Below are 16,277 nucleotides of genomic sequence, written 5' to 3'. Positions count from 1 at the left end.
ACACCGGACATGCCCGCGCTCGCTGCGGCCGTGGCCGGCTGGGACCCCGGGACCCGCTCATGACCGACGTGACCGACGCGCAAGCACTCCAGTTCCCGATGGTCGTCATCTTCGGCCTGATCGTCTTCATGCTCGTCCGCGCCGGCGAACTGCGCGTATGGCAAGTCTGCGTGGTCGGCCTCTTCGGCTTCTACCTCGCACAATCCAGCCTCGCACCATCCATCACCGCGCTCGTGGGCTCCCTCCTCGGCGCACTGTTCCACACCGGTTGACCCACTCGGAGGAGAACAACACGTGAGCATGCGTCCCGTCCTGTGCCCCGTCTGTCACGGCGACCGCAACACCCGCACCCGCACCGGTCGGCACCGCAAGTGCCGCTGCTGCCGGGGCAAAGGCACCACCCGCTGACCCCTCCCCACCACACCCTCACCTGACCGCTGTCAGGCATCCCGGAAAGGCCACTCGCCGTGATCACACACCCGCGCCGCGCGGCGCTCCCCACCCACCCCGTCCGCCCCGTCAGGAGGCACCACCTTTGCCGGGCTCCACCGCGCGCACCACCGACGACCACCGCGCCCGGAGCCGTGCCGAACAGACCCGTTTGGCACGGCTCCACGCGCTCACCCCCACCGAACAAGAACTCATCCGCATCGCGAACCTGCCGGGCTTCGCGCGCTGGGTCGAACAGATCCGCGCAACCGGCGGATGCGAACACCCGATCTACCTGAGCGGCTCCACCGTCACCCGCGACGCCTCCGGGACGGTGGTCTCCGCGTACTCCACCGCAGACGAACCCGGCGAACGACTCGCCGTACGCTGCCGCAACCGCAGGGCCTCACGCTGCGCACCCTGCTCGTACGAACATCAGGGCGACACCTTCCACCTCGTCCGCGCGGGCCTGACCGGTGGCAAGGGCACCCCCGCCGTGGTGCGCGAGCATCCACGCCTGTTCGTCACCCTCACCGCACCCTCGTTCGGCGCCGTCCACCGCGCGACCGGTGGCGAACCCTGCCGACCCCGACGCGAACACGACCTCTGCGAGCACGGTAGGCACCGCGGCTGTCCCATCGCGCACACGCACGACGATCGTGTCGTCGGACAGCCGCTGTGCCGGGCCTGCTACGGATACATCCACCACACCCTCTGGAACGCACACACGGGCGAACTGTGGGACGCGTTCACGCGCACCCTGCGGCGGCGCCTGGCCACGGCGGCGGGCATCCCCCGGTCACGACTGCGCGACCACGTCACGCTCTCCTTCGCCAAAGTCGCGGAGTACCAAGCACGCGGCGCGATCCACCTACACGCGGTCGTCCGCCTCGACGGACCACACGGCCCACAATCCACCCCGCCGGCCTGGGCGAGTGACGAACTCCTCGGCGCGCTCGTGCCCGAAGCGGCATCGGCCGTACGGGTGTACGCACCGGAATCGGAAGCAATCGGCTCCTACATCCTGCGCTGGGGCACACAACTCGATGTACGGCCACTGCGCAGCTTCAACGACGGACGCGAACTCACCGACGACGCTGTAGCCGGCTACCTCGCCAAGTACGTGACCAAGTCCACCGAAACCGCCGGCGCGACCGACACCCGCATCACCCACCGATCGACCATCGACCTGCTACCCGTCACCGACCACGTAGCGGCCATCCTGCGCACCTGCTGGGACCTCGGCGGACTCTCAGAGCTGGCCCACCTACGACTGCGGCCCTGGGCTCACATGCTCGGCTTCCGAGGACACTGCCTGTCCAAATCCCGCGTCTACTCCACCACCTACGGCGCCCTGCGGGCCGCACGCGCCGACTACCAACGCGCTGACGGTGGCCCTCGACCGGATGACACCGACCTGACGACGCTGTCCACGTGGCGCTTCGCTGGGCAGGGTCACACACTTGGTGCCGCGCTTTTGGCTGCCGGAATCGCCGAAGAACTCGCTACCAATCGCGAGATAGCAGCGGAGCGGATGTGGCTCGATGTCTGACGATTTTGCCGGGTGGTTCCGATTCGGTTGCATGACAGACGGAAAGCTAACCGCACTGTGCAATTGGAGAGTCACGGTGCGACGTGAGGAAGTCTCGGCGGTCGTTGCTCAAATATTCGGTGGCGAACAGCGGGAATGGCAGACCACTGGGGCTGATCGTTTCGAAGTGATGACAGGTACGTCGAAAGTAAAAATCCTACTTGCTGGCCCGTGTGCCGTCGCAATAGATATGAGGCGGTGGAGCCGTGGAAGTTTGGTTCACCACTGCGATGGAGAGTGGTTCCTATCGCCGGAATCCCGTAAAGGGGACCTGTGCGGCTGCCCGCATTCTATAGTCGAGCGCAAGGCGCGTGTGAAACGTGGGCTTGGGCCGCAGCCGAATGTGGATCTTTCGTTCCGGCTGGTCGATGCTCCCGACCTTGGTGTGTTTCGGATGAAATCCATATCGTGGAAGTTCGCCGAGAATGCCTCGGTCTTGAAGGACGCCATCGGCTCCGCTCTCGGTGAAAGCGTTTGCGGGCTCGAACTCGAAGCTGTCGAACTCAAAGGCGGCACGAGATACGTAAAGCCGGTGTTGCGCTCCTTAGTAGGTTATCCAGCCGATGTTGAGCGTAACCCAGCCCGCCCGGGGGCCCTTCCGGGCGGACTGGGCCACCGCCACTGACCTATCCGGCGTCTTGCTTCGGCGCCGTGGCCCACTTGATCGTGACCCGCTTGCTTGCGTCGTATTCTTGCCACTTGTTACCACGTGAGGTGGCCTTTCCGACCTCCACCCGATCGATGAAAAGGCACAGAAACGCGCGCTTTTCTTCATGGCTCACTGAACTCCACCACGAACCCGGTCCGAGTGGATCACCGTCCGGGTTATCTCCCCCTGCCCACAGTTCAACGGGCAGGGTGGGAGTTTCCACGTGAGATAGCTCCACCAACCGCAATTCAATTGCCGCAATCTCTCGTTCTAGATCGGCCTTCTTCCCCTTGAAACGTTCGCGACCGACCATCCCGTCGTAGATGCCGTTATCCAGGTCGTCGTAAAGATCGTTTTGCGCTGCCACCCGATCCACCTTGCGCATGACAAGTTCGGCAGTCTCCGCAGCTAGTTCGGGGCTTACTACTGTCGCTGCGAATCGGCGCGTGGCCTCGCGGATGAACGCCACGTCTGCGGGATCATCCCCGTCGGCGCTGGTTACCTTGGTGAATACCGAACGCACCACGAAGTCCTCAAGGTGATCGCGCTTGATGCTGTTTCCACCTTCATGTCCTCCTGTAGCGGCGCCCTTCGGTCGAGAGCAGCGATAAGAAGCTGTGGAATCGTGGGTGCCGTTGCTGGACATGGTGAAACCGTCCTCGCAGAAAAGCTTTCCGAGACCGCTAAGGAGCATGGTGCCCCGGTGAAGGCCCTTCCCCCGGCCGCGACCGCTGAGCCACGTTTGCAGCTCGTACCAGTCGGCGGGCCTTAGGATTGCCTCGTGGCTGATCACGGGCTCTTGACTTTTCGGGTCGCGCATCGTGCGGTAGCTGATGATCTGCGTGCGGATTCCTCCATCCTTGGTCTCTTTGCGCTCGTAGATCGGCTCGACTGCGTGACCGATCATGCGTGGATCCTGCAAGATCCTTTTGAGGGTGGTTACTTCCCACTGAGGCGGCTTACTCCGGCCCGGCGTGCTGACGGTTACGGCTCCACGCCACTTGCCATTGAGTCGCGCTGTCTTGGTCGGCACCTCACGAGCATTCAGGTCGGCGCAGATACCCGCAAGCGAACCTGGATTCCGGGTTCCTGCCTTCGCTGGGCGCTCTCGGTTATCCATGATTGTCCTCACTACAGCGCGGATAACCTCCGCTTCGTCTTCAACGATCACTAGTTTTCGGATCGTCAGACCGTCTTTCCGGACCTCCTCTGTCTCATACCCGTAGGGAGGTAGCCCACCAACCCAGGATCCGGCGTCTCGGAGGATCTTCTTTGTGCTCTTGAGGTGCTTGGACTTGTTGTCACTTTCTTGATGGGCCGCGTCCAACCGAATGATGAGCATAATCAACTTCATCGTGTCGCCGGGCGGGAAATCACCCTCGTTCACAGAAATGATGGTTACACCGAGTCGGTGAAGCTCCATCACGACCGGAATGGCATCTTCCGGACGCTGGCGAGAGAAGCGACTGACGTAGAGAACGATGATTACGTCTAAGCGTCCGGCTCGCGCGTCGTTGAGCATCCGTTCGAAGTGTGGTCGTACAACACCCTGCTTGTAGCCGGACAGGTCTGGGTCCGCGTAGTCGCCAACGTACTCATAGCCGCGCTTGGCGGCTTCAGCGTGGCAAGGCTCCCGCTGGGCTCGGATGGATCCCTCTGATTTGTCTTGGCGCTCGTGGCTCTGCCGGAAGTACCCCCCGGCTCGCTGCTTCTCCATAGGGGTAATCTATCGGAAGCATTCGTGACCCAGACCCCGAAGGACGTTCCGTCCGACGTCCTTTCCCAGTTGGGCAATCGGGTACAGCACGCGCTGCGGGCGTTCACGCCCGAGGACGCGAAGGCGCTCAAGGCGACCGTGTCCACGTTTCCGCGCTCGTCGTACGACCTGGACCAGGTGTTGACCCAGGCCGGGACGGGCGAGGCGGTGGTCACGGTGTTGAGCGAGAAGGGCGCGCCGACCCCGGTGGCCTGGACCCGGCTGCGCGCGCCCGTGTCGCTGATGGCGCCGATCGCGCCCGAGGCGATGCGGGCGGCGGTGGCCGGGTCGGCGCTGTTCGCGAAGTACGGCACGGCGGTCGATCGGGAGTCGGCCTTCGAGAGGCTGACGGCTGCTCAGGAGGCGGCGATCCAAGGGGCGGAGGGAGAGGGGGCGGGCAGGGAGCCGGGATCGGCGTCGGAAGGAGGCGAGGCGGCCGAGGCCGAGCGGCGGCCGTCGGCCGAGGCAGAGAAGTCGAAGCCCGGCATGGTCGAGCAGGTCGTGGGCAACTCGGCGGTGAAATCGATGCTGCGCTCGATGGGGACGCAGATCGGCCGCGAGATCACCCGGAGCCTGTTCGGCACCGCACGCCGAAGGCGGTAGAAGGTCGGTGGTGGGCGGTAAGTGTGCCGGGGCCGCCCGGTGGCGGGCTTCGCGTGGTTGTCGGTGTCGTGCCGGTCAGCTCTTGCGTGGCATCTTGGCGAAGGCCTCGATCCAGAACCGTTGCTTCTCGACGGACTGCCCGACCAGGTAGCTGGAGCGCAGCTTGGGCGGCAGGCCGGCGAGCAACCGCGCGACGGTGTCGATGTGCTCGCGCAGTTGGGACAGTTCGGCGTTGGCGAGCACCTGGTGCACGGTGTCGGTGTCGTCGGTCCCCTCCGCGGAGTCCTCGTTCGCGGCCGCCAGGCGGCGGACCCACTCGTCGAGGTTGGCCGATATGTCGCCGAGTCCGGTCGCGGGGTTCTCGGCGAAGCGCGCCTCCAGGGCGTTGAGCGGGACCGGCGCGTATTCGCCGTCGCCGAGGTAGACCTTGGCCATCTCCAGCGGGAGGTCGGCCTTGTGCAGCTTGATCAGTCGCTCCAGGGTGCGCTTGGTGATCCAGTCGCGGCCCTCGTCGTCGATGTCGTTTTTCCACCACTCCAGGACGGTCTCGGCGACCGCGCCGTACCGCGAGATGAGCCACTCGTTGGCCGGGATGTCCTCGGGGCGGATGGTCAAGGACGCGGTGAAGCGGGTGGCCTGGGCGATGTTGTTGCGCGAGACGAGCATCTTGCGGCCGAGGTGGTAGGGCGGGTTCTGGAGCGCGATCTGTGCGCGCAGGCCCGGGATCGGTCGGCCTGCGATCGACCACTCCTGGGTGACCTCCATGAGCTTGGCGAAGGTCGACTTGTCCTTGGGGCGGTTGTACTCGTCCCAGACGATCACCTTGGCACCCGGGTCGGTGAACTTGGCCGCGAGCAGGTTCTCCAGCGAACCGTCGGGGGTGGGGACGGGTGCGCACAGGTCCTCGACGTTGGTCACCGGCAGCGAGAAGTAGAGCGGCTCGTGGCCGATTTCCTCGCGCACCACGTCGCGCACGACCTCGGTCTTGCCGCAGCCGGGCGGGCCCTGGATCAGTACCGACCAGCGGCGTCGGATCGCCTCGCGGACGATCCGGCGCACCGCGTCGGGAGACTGGTCGAGATTGCGCACGCCCAGTCCGGTCGCGATGCGGTCGAGGATTTCGTCGGTGCGGTCCGGGCCCGGTGTGCCGTCCTTCTTGGGCTCGGCCAGCGTGAGCCGCTCGCCGTTGACCAGCGGCAGACCCCACACGAGGGGGAAACCGGCGAGCGCGCAGTCGATCACGTGCTCCAGCGTGCGCGGCGACACCAACTGACGCATCGTCGGCGGCAGGCTCGTCCACGCCTGGAAGACCGCGGACAGGTCGGTGCCGGCGAAGCGCTCGGCCAGTTTGAAGCGCCACGCGGTGTCGGTCGCGGTGATCTTCACGGTGACCATGCGGTCCAGGATCGCCAGGTCGGTGCGGCGGGTGGCGGTCTCCGCGAGCGACTCGTTGTCGGTCAGGAAGACGCCCACACAGCCGAGTTCGCGCAGGTCGTGCTCGCCGAGCGTCCAGTTGCAGGCGATCTGCATCAGTTGCGACTGGATGGTCTCGCCCGCCTGCAACGCGTCGTCGATGAGCAGTACGAAGCGCTTCCCCGGCCGCAGTTGACGCATGATCAGCTGACGCAGCACCAGTTCGCCGCTGCGCTCGTCGCGCACGGGCGCGTTGATCAGCAGGTCGTCGGGGGTGAGGTTGGCGGCCGGTACGAAGACCAGGACCGTCTCGTCGTGCCGATCGGGGATGTGGCTGAAGAACGTCGCGGTCTTGCCGATGCCGTGCTCGCCGAAGATCTGGCCGGTCTGGCCGAGGTCGATCATCGCGTCGATGAACTCCTCCAGCTTGGACACGCCCTTCCAGCCCTTGGGTCGCTCGGGGTAGGTCGCGGTTGCCGTCCACTTGGGCTCCGCGGCGGGGCGGCCGGCGCGCGTGGTGTCAGCGGTGATCGTCATGGTTCCTTCCGGATGCTGCCGCACGATGTGCTTCGGAGGGCGAGCGGGGACAGCGGGTGTGGAGGCGAGGTGTGTCGAGGCACGAGACGGCGGGTGTGGACACGGCGGATGTCGGGCGGCCGGGTCAGTGGTCGCCGGTGACGACGCGGTGGCAGTCCATCGGTGGGCGGTGTCGCTCGGGCCAGTCGTCGCCGCCCTCGGTGATCAGCCAGATCCACTTGTCCGGATCCGCGGGGGTGATCGGTGGGGCGTAGCCGTCGGTGAGCATGACCACGGCGTCGACGGATTCGTCGAAGCGCCCGTGGCCCTCGATCTCCAGGCGCCCCTCGACGTAGTCGGCGACGTTTTGGAAGTCGGTCCCCCCGCCGCCGAACACCCGCTCGCCGGCCTTGAACGGCATCACGACGCCGTCGAAGCTCAACCAGTGCGTCTCGACGCCGTCGGCCTTGCCGACCAGTTCGGTCAACCAGTCCACGACGTGTGTGGGCATCGAGCCGGACGTGTCGTAGGCGATCACGACGACCTTGGTGCGCTCCAGGCCGCGCCGCGCGAGCATCGGGTCGTGGCCCAGGGCCGCGAGAAGCGCGCCGCGTTTCTTCGGGTAGACCAGCCGTTCGCCCTCGCGCAGCTTGGACGCGAGCACGTCCACGAGCCACTGCTGCCACCACTCCACCCGCCGGGTGCGCTGCGTCTCACCGCGCAGGAAGCCCGCGCCCAGGTCGCCCCACAGCTTGGTGGTGCGGTCGGTCGCGCCGTCGGTGCGCTCCAGCAGGTCCAGCAGTTCGCGGCGGGCCAGGCGTTCGCCGCGGCGCGCCGCGAGCAGCACGCTGCGCAGCACGTCGGAGGCCACCCGGTCGACGGTCTCGCCGTCCATGCCGTCGGACCCGCCGGTGCCGTCGCCGAGCAGGACGTGCACGCACAGCGGGGGCGGGACCGGCGGGTTCTTCATCCGCTTGAGCTCGGCGTACACCGAGGAGTCGGTGTCGACGAAGTCGCCGTAGGGCAGCGATTCGAGGCCCTGCTCCTTGAGGTCCTCGACATAGCGACGGTGGATCGCGCGCGGGTCGATGCCCGTGGCCTCCTCGATCACCTCGCCCGTATCGGGGTCGGTGCGCCGCACGAGCGGCAGCGAGGTGCGGCCCAGTCGGGTCATCGCGACGTGGTTGATCGTCACCTCGGCGGAGAGCGTGAAGACCGGGTCGGCGCGTAGTTCGGATTCCGCGAACAGGTGCCGCTGGATCAGGTGCCGGGCTTCGTGGAAGAGCACGAACTTGACGCCGTCCAGGCCGAGATCGCAGAAGAACGTGGGGTTGTAGAGGAGCAGGCACGTGCCGTCGCCCGACGCGAGCACGGCCGCGGTGTCGATGGCCGTGGTCGGAATGTGGTGGTGGCACTTGGTGTAGAGCCACGAGGCGATGACCGACAGCTCCATGCCGAAGTCGAGCAGGGCCTCTTCCTTGAGCTTGCGGGCTCGCGTGATCACGTCGTCGTCGGCGGGCCGCCAGGCCTCCAGCGCCCGACGGTCCGTCAGGCTCACGACCGGTGCCCGTGGGGCGCGTTCGCCGTACGCCATGTCCGTCACCTCCCCTCGGTGGTTGTTCGTGTGTGCCGTGTGCCGTGTGCCGTGTGCCTTGTGGCGATTGCGGCGCGGTCGCGTGTTCGATGATCCCAGCGCGTACCGACAGCCGCTTGGCCGGTCGGTCGGTCGGTCGGTTCGGTGTTCCGGGTCGGGTCGGGTCGGGTCGTCGCGTCGCGTCGCGTCTCGTTTCGTCAGGTTCCGGATGCGGCGGTCGCCGTGGCGGTGAGCAGCGGCAGTGATACACGGCTGCCTTCGGCGGCGAGTCGGGCCGCGATCACCCAGGCATCGGTGTCGTCGCCGAGGCGTTCGCGCAGCAGCCGCGCCACCAGCCGGCCCAGCCGCGGCCGGGAGACCGCGGCGGCGAGTACGTCGACGGCCGGGGCGCGGTCGACGTAGACCTCGAGGGTGAGCGCGCCGGTGTCGAGCAGGTCGGCCGCATTGGGCCGGTGCAGGCACGACTGTTCGTCGTCGTGGACGAAGGCGTGGTGGCGCGAACCCCAACCGCGAGCGGCGTGGGCGCTGTACGGGCGCAGGGCCAGTGCCTCGGCGAACTCCTCGGGCACGTCGGGGCGGTCGGCCAGTTCGCGGCCCACCGACAGGGCCAGTTTGCCCGCGCGCAGGGCGGCGATCAGGGCCGGCCAGTCGGGAGCGGGGTCGTGTACGGCCGCCGCGACCTCGGTGTCCCCGTCGTAGGACGTGTGTTGGTAATGCGGGACTGCCAACAGGGCGGTGGTGTGGCGGCGGTTGAGTTCGCGGATCGCGTCGCGCAGCGGCCACAGGGCGCGGCCGGCGACGGCGGTGGCGATCACCGGCTCGCGGCGCAGCGGGGTCAGCGCGGCGATGCCGGTCGTCTCGGCCAGGCGCAGGGCGGCGTGCAGGCGTAGCGCGCGCAGCTTCGGGGTGTCGTCGAGGCGCACGGCGCGGGCCAGCAACTCGGGGTCGGCCGAGGCGGTCAGGGTACGGAGTCGGACGGGGTCGTCGGTGGTGAGCAGTTCCCGGCGCAGATCGGGGTCCAGGGTCGGCGCAGCGAGCACGGTGCGCCGGGCCGCGTCGGTGGCGTGCGGGTTGCGGTAGACGGCTGCCCCGACAGCCGGGTCCGATCGGGTGGCGAGTTCGGTCAGGACGGCGCGTGGGGTGGCGGGGTTGCCGGCGAGGACGCGTGCGGTGATCGGGCCGGCCGCGGCGGCCAGTCGCGCGGCGAGGAAGCCGGGCAGGGTCGGGGTGCCGGCGAGGGGTGCGAGGTGCTCGTCGTCGAGGCCGGTGAGGGCGCCTTGGGCCGCGCTCTCGCCGGCGAGGTCGATCAGGACGGTGTATGCCCAGGCGGCCTGTCGACCCGGCCGGGTCGGCGGGTCCTCGGTGTGCCGCGCGGCGGCGGCGAACAGGTCGAGGACGCTCACGTCGAGGACGGGCAGCGTCGCGTACAGCCCGGACCACAGGGCGGGGCCGTGCAGGTCGAGGTGCTCGCGCAGGACCCGGCCCAGGCCCAGTGCGACGTCGGCCTGGGTTGCGGCGGCGTGGATCGAACCTTGGTCGAGCGCGGTCAACAGCAGCCGGGCCGACCGTACGTCGAGGAGTTCGGACAGGTCCGGGCGACCGGTCGCGAGCCGACGGGTGAGGACCTGTTTGGTGTACTTGTCGGTGCCCTCGGTCACGCAGCGTTCGAGCAGGGCGGGGGAGGGGGCCGGGACGAATTCGAGGACCTGGGGGTGCCGGTCGGCGAAGCGGTCGAGCAGGTCGTCGGGGCAGCGCGGGTGTTCGGCGAGCGCGGCGACGGCCGTCCACGGCAGCGGGTCGGCTTCATGCGCTTCGGCGAAGGTCCGCCAGTCGGGCACCAGCACGGTGCGCAGCATCGCGTGGGCCCTGGAGACGCGTCGGGTAGCGCGTATTCGGCCGACCAGGAGCGCGGGATCGAGTGCCTCGGCGAGGTACGTCGGCAAGCGGTCGAGGTGGCCGCCGGACAGTTCCATGCGCAGCAACGGCGTCAGGTCGTGGGGCAGTCGGTGGTCGGTGCGCCGCAGCACGGTGCGCAGCTGGGCGAAGCGCTGGGTGCGTTTGAGTGTCACGAGCGCGGCGAGAGTGGCGAGCGGGTCGCGCGGGGTGTGCGCGAGCAGGGCCCAGAACACCAGGTCGGGGTCGTGCGCCCACAACGCGGCTTCCAGGCGCGACACATCGAGCGTGGACAGCATGCCGCTGCGCAGTTCGGGATCGAGAGCGATCCTGGGCGCGGCTTCGTCGGGTTGTGGGGTGATGCCCCGCGCGAACGAGTACTGCCCCAGGATCGCGCGGCGCAGCGCGGGCCAGTCCGTCGTCTTGAACAGCACGGCGTTGATCGCGGGGTCGTCGCGTTCGAGCAGGTCGAGCACGGAGGCCGGGTCGCCGGCGGTGCCGGGTCGGCCCAATGCGGGAGGGCGGCCGACCAGGCCGTCGGGGATCCCGTTGCGCAGGCGGTACGCGGCGAGCGGTGCCGGGACCGGTTGCGGGGGCGAGGTGGGCGGCGGTGCTCCCAGGCGCTCGATCAGCGCGGTGCCCAGGTCCGTTCCGGTATGCCACAAGAGGTCGTTCAGCGCGTCGGTCATGTCGTCACCCCCGTAGGTCAGGTCTCACATTGTGTGCCGGGGCGGTGGTCGAGGTCAGCGGGTTTTCCCCCGAGGACGCGAACGTACGGGCGGCGCGTGGGCCCCGATCGCCCCGACCGGGACCGAGCGGGGCGATTTCGCCTGGGTGTCTATCCGCGTACACCTGGAGGCGACACAATCGCCGCCATGGTGATCACGCAGACCCGAGAACCCGGCGCTGCCTCCCGGCCGGTGGAGCTGGTCAAGGGCTTCGTGGGGGCCGTGCTGTTCGGCGCCGCGATGGCGGCCGGGGTGGTGGGCCCGGTGGTCGGACGCATGGACGTGTTCTGGGCGGGCGTGGGTCTGCTTCTGTTCGCCTTCGTCGTCGTGTCGCTCGGCTCGTCGCGTCGAAAGCGTGCGCAGGACGCCGCAGCCGCGACGTCTCGCCGGGCTCTCGCGCTCATCGAGAGCCGGCGCGCGATCGGCGGCGAGACCGCGGACGTGCCGGTCGAGTTCGTGCTCACCGTCGCCCCCGACGACGCGTCGGCGTATCGGGTCGAGACCAACCACAGCGTCAATCTCGTCGACCTGCCGAACTACACACCGCGCGGCGTTGTCGTCGTCGAGTATCAGCCCGAGCGACCGTGGAACGTGACGGTCGTCGACGACCCGGGTCCGGAGTGGGCGGGTCGGGCGGCGGCGGAAACGGTGGACTCCGCCCCGGAGTCGACGATGGTCGTTGGTCCGAACGAGGGCTATTCGTACTGTCTGCTTTTCCTGGTGGGGCTGCTGATCGGCGCGGCGGCCGTGATCGTGCCGTTCCGCGCGCAGGTATTCGACGACGGTGGCTCCGACACGACGAAGTCCTCGTCGTCCACGACGACTTCCTCGTCGTCGTTCTCGACGTCCGACCTCACCACCGAATTCTCCTCGACGCGAACGGCGTCGGGCTCGGTGACCGTCGATTCGATGCTCGCCGACGGCGAGATGCGCTGGTCCGCCGAATCGTTGATCAAGGGCATGGGCACGGACAAGGTGTTCAACCTGTCCATCGGTGAGCGGGTCATGGAGGTCAAGCCCGTCGTGGTACCGGCGACCGATGCCGGCGCGGCACCGATCGACATGCGGGCGATTCCGTACGAGCGGCTTCCCGCGCTGGTCGCCGAGGCACGGAGCGCGCTGGGGATCAAGAACCCCACGTCCTGGCACATCGGCTTCGAGCCCGACGCGCGGACCAAGGTGTTGAGCATCCGGGTCACGGTGTCCGACGATCGGGGCGCCGCCTCTCTGGAGGCCGATGCCCAGGGTCACGTCACCAAGCGCAACCCCGGGTGAGGTGTCCTTCGGCCAGGTCCCGCCCGAGTCGGGCACTCGGGCGGTGTGTCGTCACGACGCCGCGCCGGAGGTGGCCTTCCACTGGGTGATTTGGGTGTCGAAGTTTCGCAGGCCCAGGCCGCCGGGGGCTTCCTTGACGTCGGTGACCCACACCAGCACCACGGTCTTGCGGCCCGTCTCGACGCAGAACCCCATGCCGGCCGACACGAGGTCCGAATTGAGCGCGGAGAGCGGCACCTCGCTCGGCAGGCTCGCGGTACGTGCGGCGGTGCGGCACTCCTCGACGGTCGCGACGGGCTTGGCGACCATGCCCGCGACGGCTTCGTGGTCCAGGAACCGCAACGCGCCCACGAGGTTGCGATCGCCGTCGGCAGCCGGGACCTTGTTGCACGCCACGTATTCGAGCGTGGCCGACGACGGCGGCGCGGTATGCGCGACATTCGCCGTGACGGTCAGCTTCTCCAGGTCGATCCGGGTGGAAAAGCCTTTGTTGCAGGTCTCCTTGACCATGTAGGAGGCAGGCGGCACGTCGGGCGCGGTGATCGACAGGGGGACCTTCGACCGGGTCGCATTCGTGCCGTCACCGTTGCCCGGGTCGGTCCCGGCCCCTGCCGTCTCGCCTTTGCCCTTGTTCGTGGCCTTGTCGTCGTCTCCGTCGATCAACGGCGGGACGACCAGTACTCCGGCGACGACCACAGCGACTGCGGCGACCGTGCTCGCGACGATGCGCACCCACCGTCGACGGTGCGGGGCCGGCGGGGCGGGCTTGTGCGTTATGAACGGCAGGTGCGGCGGGACGGGCGGCGGCATCGGGGGAACCAGGTCGGCGCGCGGGCTGACGCCCGGCCCCACGGTGGGTGGTCGCAGCGGCGCCGGCGGTGCCGAGGGCATCGGTGGCGGCGGGATCGGCGGGCCGGCGGCGGCTCCGTACGGTTCACGGTCGCCGGGGGTCGGTGGCGGGACGGCCTCGCGCCGCGCGGCGTCGTGGGCGATGGCGGCCGGCAGCCAGCCCGTTCCCCGTACGAGCGCGGTCACCTCGGCCCCGCGCCGGCATCCTTCGATCACCTCCGCGAGCGAAGGCCGGTCGGTGGGTTCCTTGGCCAGGCACGGTTCGAGGAGACCGCGCAGCGGTGCGGGGCACGCGCCCAGGTCGGGGGCCTCGCCGACGATCCGGTACATCAGGGCTTGTGCGTGGCCCTGCCCGAAAGGGTGTTCGCCGGTCGCGGCGTAGTGGCCGACCAGCGCGAGCGAGAACACGTCGCTCGCGAAGCCGACCGGCTTGCCCAGGACCTGCTCCGGTGACATGAACGCGGGTGTGCCGACCACGACATCGGAGCCCGTGAGCGCCGTGGTGTCCGCCGCCCGGGCGATGCCGAAGTCGATGACACGGGGACCGTCCGATGCCAGCAGTACGTTGGACGGCTTGAGATCGCGGTGGATGACGCCCGCCGCGTGGACGGACTGAAGTGCCTCGGCCACACCGGCGATCAGCAGCAGCACCGACTCGACGGGCAACGGCCCGTGTACGCGGACGGCTTCCGAGAGCGGAGGCCCCGCGACGTAGGCCCCCGCGAGCCACGGCAGCCGATCGTCGGTGTTGCTGTCGAGCACCGCGGCCGTGTACGGCCCGTGTACGCGCCGGGCGGCCTGCACCTCGCGCTCGAACCGCCTGCGGAACTCGGGGTCCTGCGCGAGTTCGGGTCGCACGACCTTGAGTGCGACAGGCTGTCCGCCTCGGGTGTACGAGAGATAGACGCTGCCCATTCCGCCCTGGCCGAGTCTGCCCCGTAGCCGGTATCCGGCGACCTCGTGTGGGTCGCCCGGATGCAACGGCTCGATCATGCACGTTCCCCCGTTCGGCCGAACCAGGCCCGGGCCGCGCGACATCGACGGGTGGACCAGGTACGGACGACGATTGTAGACACCGCCACCTGATGGCCCATCAGGACGGCGACCACGTCGACGAAGTTCGGCACTCGACGACGACCCCGTCGACATCCGGCACCGACGGCGACCGAGACCGAAAGAGGGACTCCCGGAGGACTCGGTCGGGGCGATGCGATGAAATGATCGCCTGCCGGGCGTGGTTGCGGGCTTTTCGGAGCCCCGGGCGCCTTGCGCAGGCCGCGTGTCGCTGACGGGCGGGAACTCTGGAGCCTACGGGGGCACGGGGCATGTGGGGTTGGGGCACAGTGCTGGGGAGCCGGTACGCACTGGCCGAGCGGCTCGGCGGCGGCGCCATGGGCGAGGTGTGGCGCGCCGAGGACGGCGTCCTCGAACGGCAGGTCGCGGTCAAGATCCTGCTGCCCGCGCTGTTGGCCGACGCCAAGTTCGCGGAGCGGTTCCGGCGTGAGGCGAAAGTCTTGGCCGCGCTCGACCACCCCGGCATCGTGGACGTGCACGACTACGGTGAGAGCGGGTCGGATCCACGCGTCGCGTACATCGTCATGGAACTCGTCGCCGGTCGGCCGCTGGACGCGGTCCTGGCCGACGAGGATGCCGGGACCATGTCCGCCGACCGCACGCTGGGCATCGTCGCGCAGGCCTTGGACGCACTGCACGCGGCACATCGGCGCGGCATCGTGCATCGTGACATCAAGCCGTCGAACCTGATGATCGGCGCCGACGACCGGGTGACCGTCACCGACTTCGGCATAGCCCACTCCGAGGCCGAGACCAAGCTCACCGCTTCGCACGCGGTACTCGGCACGGCTCGGTACATCGCTCCCGAGCAGGCCCGAGGCAGTGGCGCGGTGGCGGCGTCCGACCAGTACGCGATCGGCGTCGTCTGCTACGAACTCCTGGTCGGGAAACCGGTGTTCACCGGTGACGCGGTGTTCGAGGTGGTGCTCAAGCACATCCGGGAGCCGGCACCCGAGCTCCCGGCGCAATTCCCCGAGGCGATACGTACCTTCGTGGCGAAGGCGTTGGCCAAGGACCCGGAGGATCGGTACCCGGATGCGGCGCGGATGGCGGCCGCGGCTCGTGGGGCGATGACGGGCAGGTCGTCGTCGGCGGCGGCAACGTCGGCGGTGGGCGGGGCGGACCTGGTGGACGTGGGTGAGGGCGAGGTCGAGCCGGGGGGCACGTTCGACGGCATTGCGGCACCGGGTGGTTCGGCGGCGGAGCCCTCGGCGGATCACGTCCCGAGCGAGCCCGAGGCGCCGACGCCGCCTGCGGCTGCGGCTGCGGAGGGCGACGGGACGTCCGACGCGGCGGGTGTTTCGGCTTCGGTCACCGACCTTGGCGCCGTGGTCCCCACTGCCGCCTCCGTCGCGGCGCCGTCCCCGGCGCCCCCGGCATCGGCTCCCGAGGCGCGCGACGCTTCCGAGGCGCGCGACGCTCCCGAGGTGCGCGAAGCTCCCGACGTGCGCGACGCGAAGACGGCGCCGGAGCGCACGCCGAGCTGGAAACGGAACGGCATGGGTGGCGCGCTACTCGTACTCGGTGTCATCGCGGGAGTCGTCGCCACGGTCTTCTACATCAAGCCCTCCTTGGGCGACTCCGATGCGGAGCACACGTCGCCGCAGACCCAAAAGTCCGCGCCCGTGGACCCGACCCCGGGGGGCCCGGCCCCGGCGAACGCCGCCACACCCCCGGCGGCCGGCACGGCGCCGCCGACGACCCCGGCAACCCAACCGGGCGCGAGTTCCGCGCCGCCGCCCGGCCCCGTCACCGGCCTGCCGAGCACGAATGCCGGTGGCAAGCAGGCACCGGGCACCGCGCAGGGCGGGACCGGAGCGGCCCAGGGCAGCGGCACCACGAGCGGCGCCGCACTGCCCCCCGGCGGCACCAAAGGCGGCGGCGCGAACGGCTCCGCCTCCGGTGGG

10 protein-coding genes and 1 pseudogene are annotated in these 16,277 nt (G+C 69.1%); 6 read left to right on the top strand and 5 right to left on the bottom strand.

What is annotated here, in order from left to right; genetic code table 11:
* From GT354_RS52965 to GT354_RS37545, 3 genes are all read left to right on the top strand, one after another.
* Positions 1–272: hypothetical protein (locus tag GT354_RS52965; RefSeq protein WP_237535850.1), on the top strand; the 272-nt coding region annotated here is incomplete at its 5' end.
* A gap of 263 nt (positions 273–535) precedes the next feature.
* Positions 536–1,981 carry a replication initiator gene (locus tag GT354_RS37550; protein WP_346012351.1) on the top strand — a complete coding sequence of 482 codons (1,446 nt, stop codon included), beginning with the start codon at positions 536–538 and terminating at the stop codon, positions 1,979–1,981.
* A 31-nt stretch (positions 1,982–2,012) separates the two neighbouring features.
* Complete coding sequence (locus tag GT354_RS37545; RefSeq protein WP_161360859.1) at positions 2,013–2,645, top strand: hypothetical protein; 633 nt, start codon at positions 2,013–2,015, stop codon at positions 2,643–2,645.
* A 1-nt stretch (position 2,646) separates the two neighbouring features.
* Here the strand turns inward: GT354_RS37545 and GT354_RS37540 are convergent, their stop codons facing one another.
* Complete coding sequence (locus GT354_RS37540) at positions 2,647–4,386, bottom strand: recombinase family protein (RefSeq protein ID WP_161360858.1); 1,740 nt, start codon at positions 4,384–4,386, stop codon at positions 2,647–2,649.
* Between the two features lie 21 nt (positions 4,387–4,407).
* Here GT354_RS37540 and GT354_RS37535 point away from each other — a divergent pair.
* Positions 4,408–5,028: pseudogene (locus GT354_RS37535) on the top strand (helicase HerA-like domain-containing protein); the annotation flags it as partial.
* 75 nt (positions 5,029–5,103) lie between these two features.
* Here GT354_RS37535 and GT354_RS37530 read toward each other — a convergent pair.
* The 3 genes from GT354_RS37530 to GT354_RS37520 all read right to left on the bottom strand — a co-directional run bounded on the left by GT354_RS37530 (position 5,104) and on the right by GT354_RS37520 (position 11,133).
* Positions 5,104–6,978, bottom strand: a complete 1,875-nt coding sequence (locus GT354_RS37530) for an AAA family ATPase (protein WP_161360857.1) — start codon at positions 6,976–6,978, stop codon at positions 5,104–5,106.
* A 124-nt stretch (positions 6,979–7,102) separates the two neighbouring features.
* A complete protein-coding gene (locus tag GT354_RS37525) occupies positions 7,103–8,551 on the bottom strand; it encodes a hypothetical protein (protein WP_161360856.1) in 1,449 nt (482 codons plus the stop codon).
* 197 nt (positions 8,552–8,748) lie between these two features.
* The gene (locus GT354_RS37520; protein ID WP_161360855.1) at positions 8,749–11,133 is read right to left on the bottom strand and encodes a hypothetical protein; all 2,385 of its coding nucleotides are present in this window, start codon (positions 11,131–11,133) and stop codon (positions 8,749–8,751) included.
* A gap of 186 nt (positions 11,134–11,319) precedes the next feature.
* Here GT354_RS37520 and GT354_RS37515 point away from each other — a divergent pair, with 186 nt between their 5' ends.
* Positions 11,320–12,447 (top strand): hypothetical protein, encoded by a 1,128-nt coding sequence (locus GT354_RS37515; protein ID WP_161360854.1) that lies wholly within the window; start codon positions 11,320–11,322, stop codon positions 12,445–12,447.
* 51 nt (positions 12,448–12,498) lie between these two features.
* Here GT354_RS37515 and GT354_RS37510 read toward each other — a convergent pair whose 3' ends face one another.
* Positions 12,499–14,289, bottom strand: a complete 1,791-nt coding sequence (locus GT354_RS37510; protein WP_237535849.1) for a serine/threonine-protein kinase — start codon at positions 14,287–14,289, stop codon at positions 12,499–12,501.
* A 350-nt stretch (positions 14,290–14,639) separates the two neighbouring features.
* Here GT354_RS37510 and GT354_RS56040 point away from each other — a divergent pair.
* Positions 14,640–16,277 (top strand): serine/threonine-protein kinase (locus GT354_RS56040; RefSeq protein ID WP_161360852.1); only part of this gene is annotated, 1,638 nt, incomplete at its 3' end.

This window comes from Streptomyces sp. SID3343, assembly GCF_009865215.1.
In the GTDB taxonomy this organism is placed as follows: Bacteria; Actinomycetota; Actinomycetes; order Streptomycetales; family Streptomycetaceae; genus Embleya.
The sequence above is the reverse complement of the archived record's forward strand: the minus strand, read 5'-3'. Positions and strand labels throughout refer to the sequence as shown.

Coding starts and splice junctions, on each gene's coding strand:
- GT354_RS37545 (WP_161360859.1), top strand. CDS start 2,013: ATGACAGACGGAAAGCTAACCGCACTGTGCAATTGGAGAGTCACGGTG.
- GT354_RS37540 (WP_161360858.1), bottom strand. CDS start 4,386: ATGGAGAAGCAGCGAGCCGGGGGGTACTTCCGGCAGAGCCACGAGCGC.
- GT354_RS37530 (WP_161360857.1), bottom strand. CDS start 6,978: ATGACGATCACCGCTGACACCACGCGCGCCGGCCGCCCCGCCGCGGAG.
- GT354_RS37525 (WP_161360856.1), bottom strand. CDS start 8,551: ATGGCGTACGGCGAACGCGCCCCACGGGCACCGGTCGTGAGCCTGACG.
- GT354_RS37520 (WP_161360855.1), bottom strand. CDS start 11,133: ATGACCGACGCGCTGAACGACCTCTTGTGGCATACCGGAACGGACCTG.
- GT354_RS37515 (WP_161360854.1), top strand. CDS start 11,320: ATGGTGATCACGCAGACCCGAGAACCCGGCGCTGCCTCCCGGCCGGTG.
- GT354_RS37510 (WP_237535849.1), bottom strand. CDS start 14,289: ATGATCGAGCCGTTGCATCCGGGCGACCCACACGAGGTCGCCGGATAC.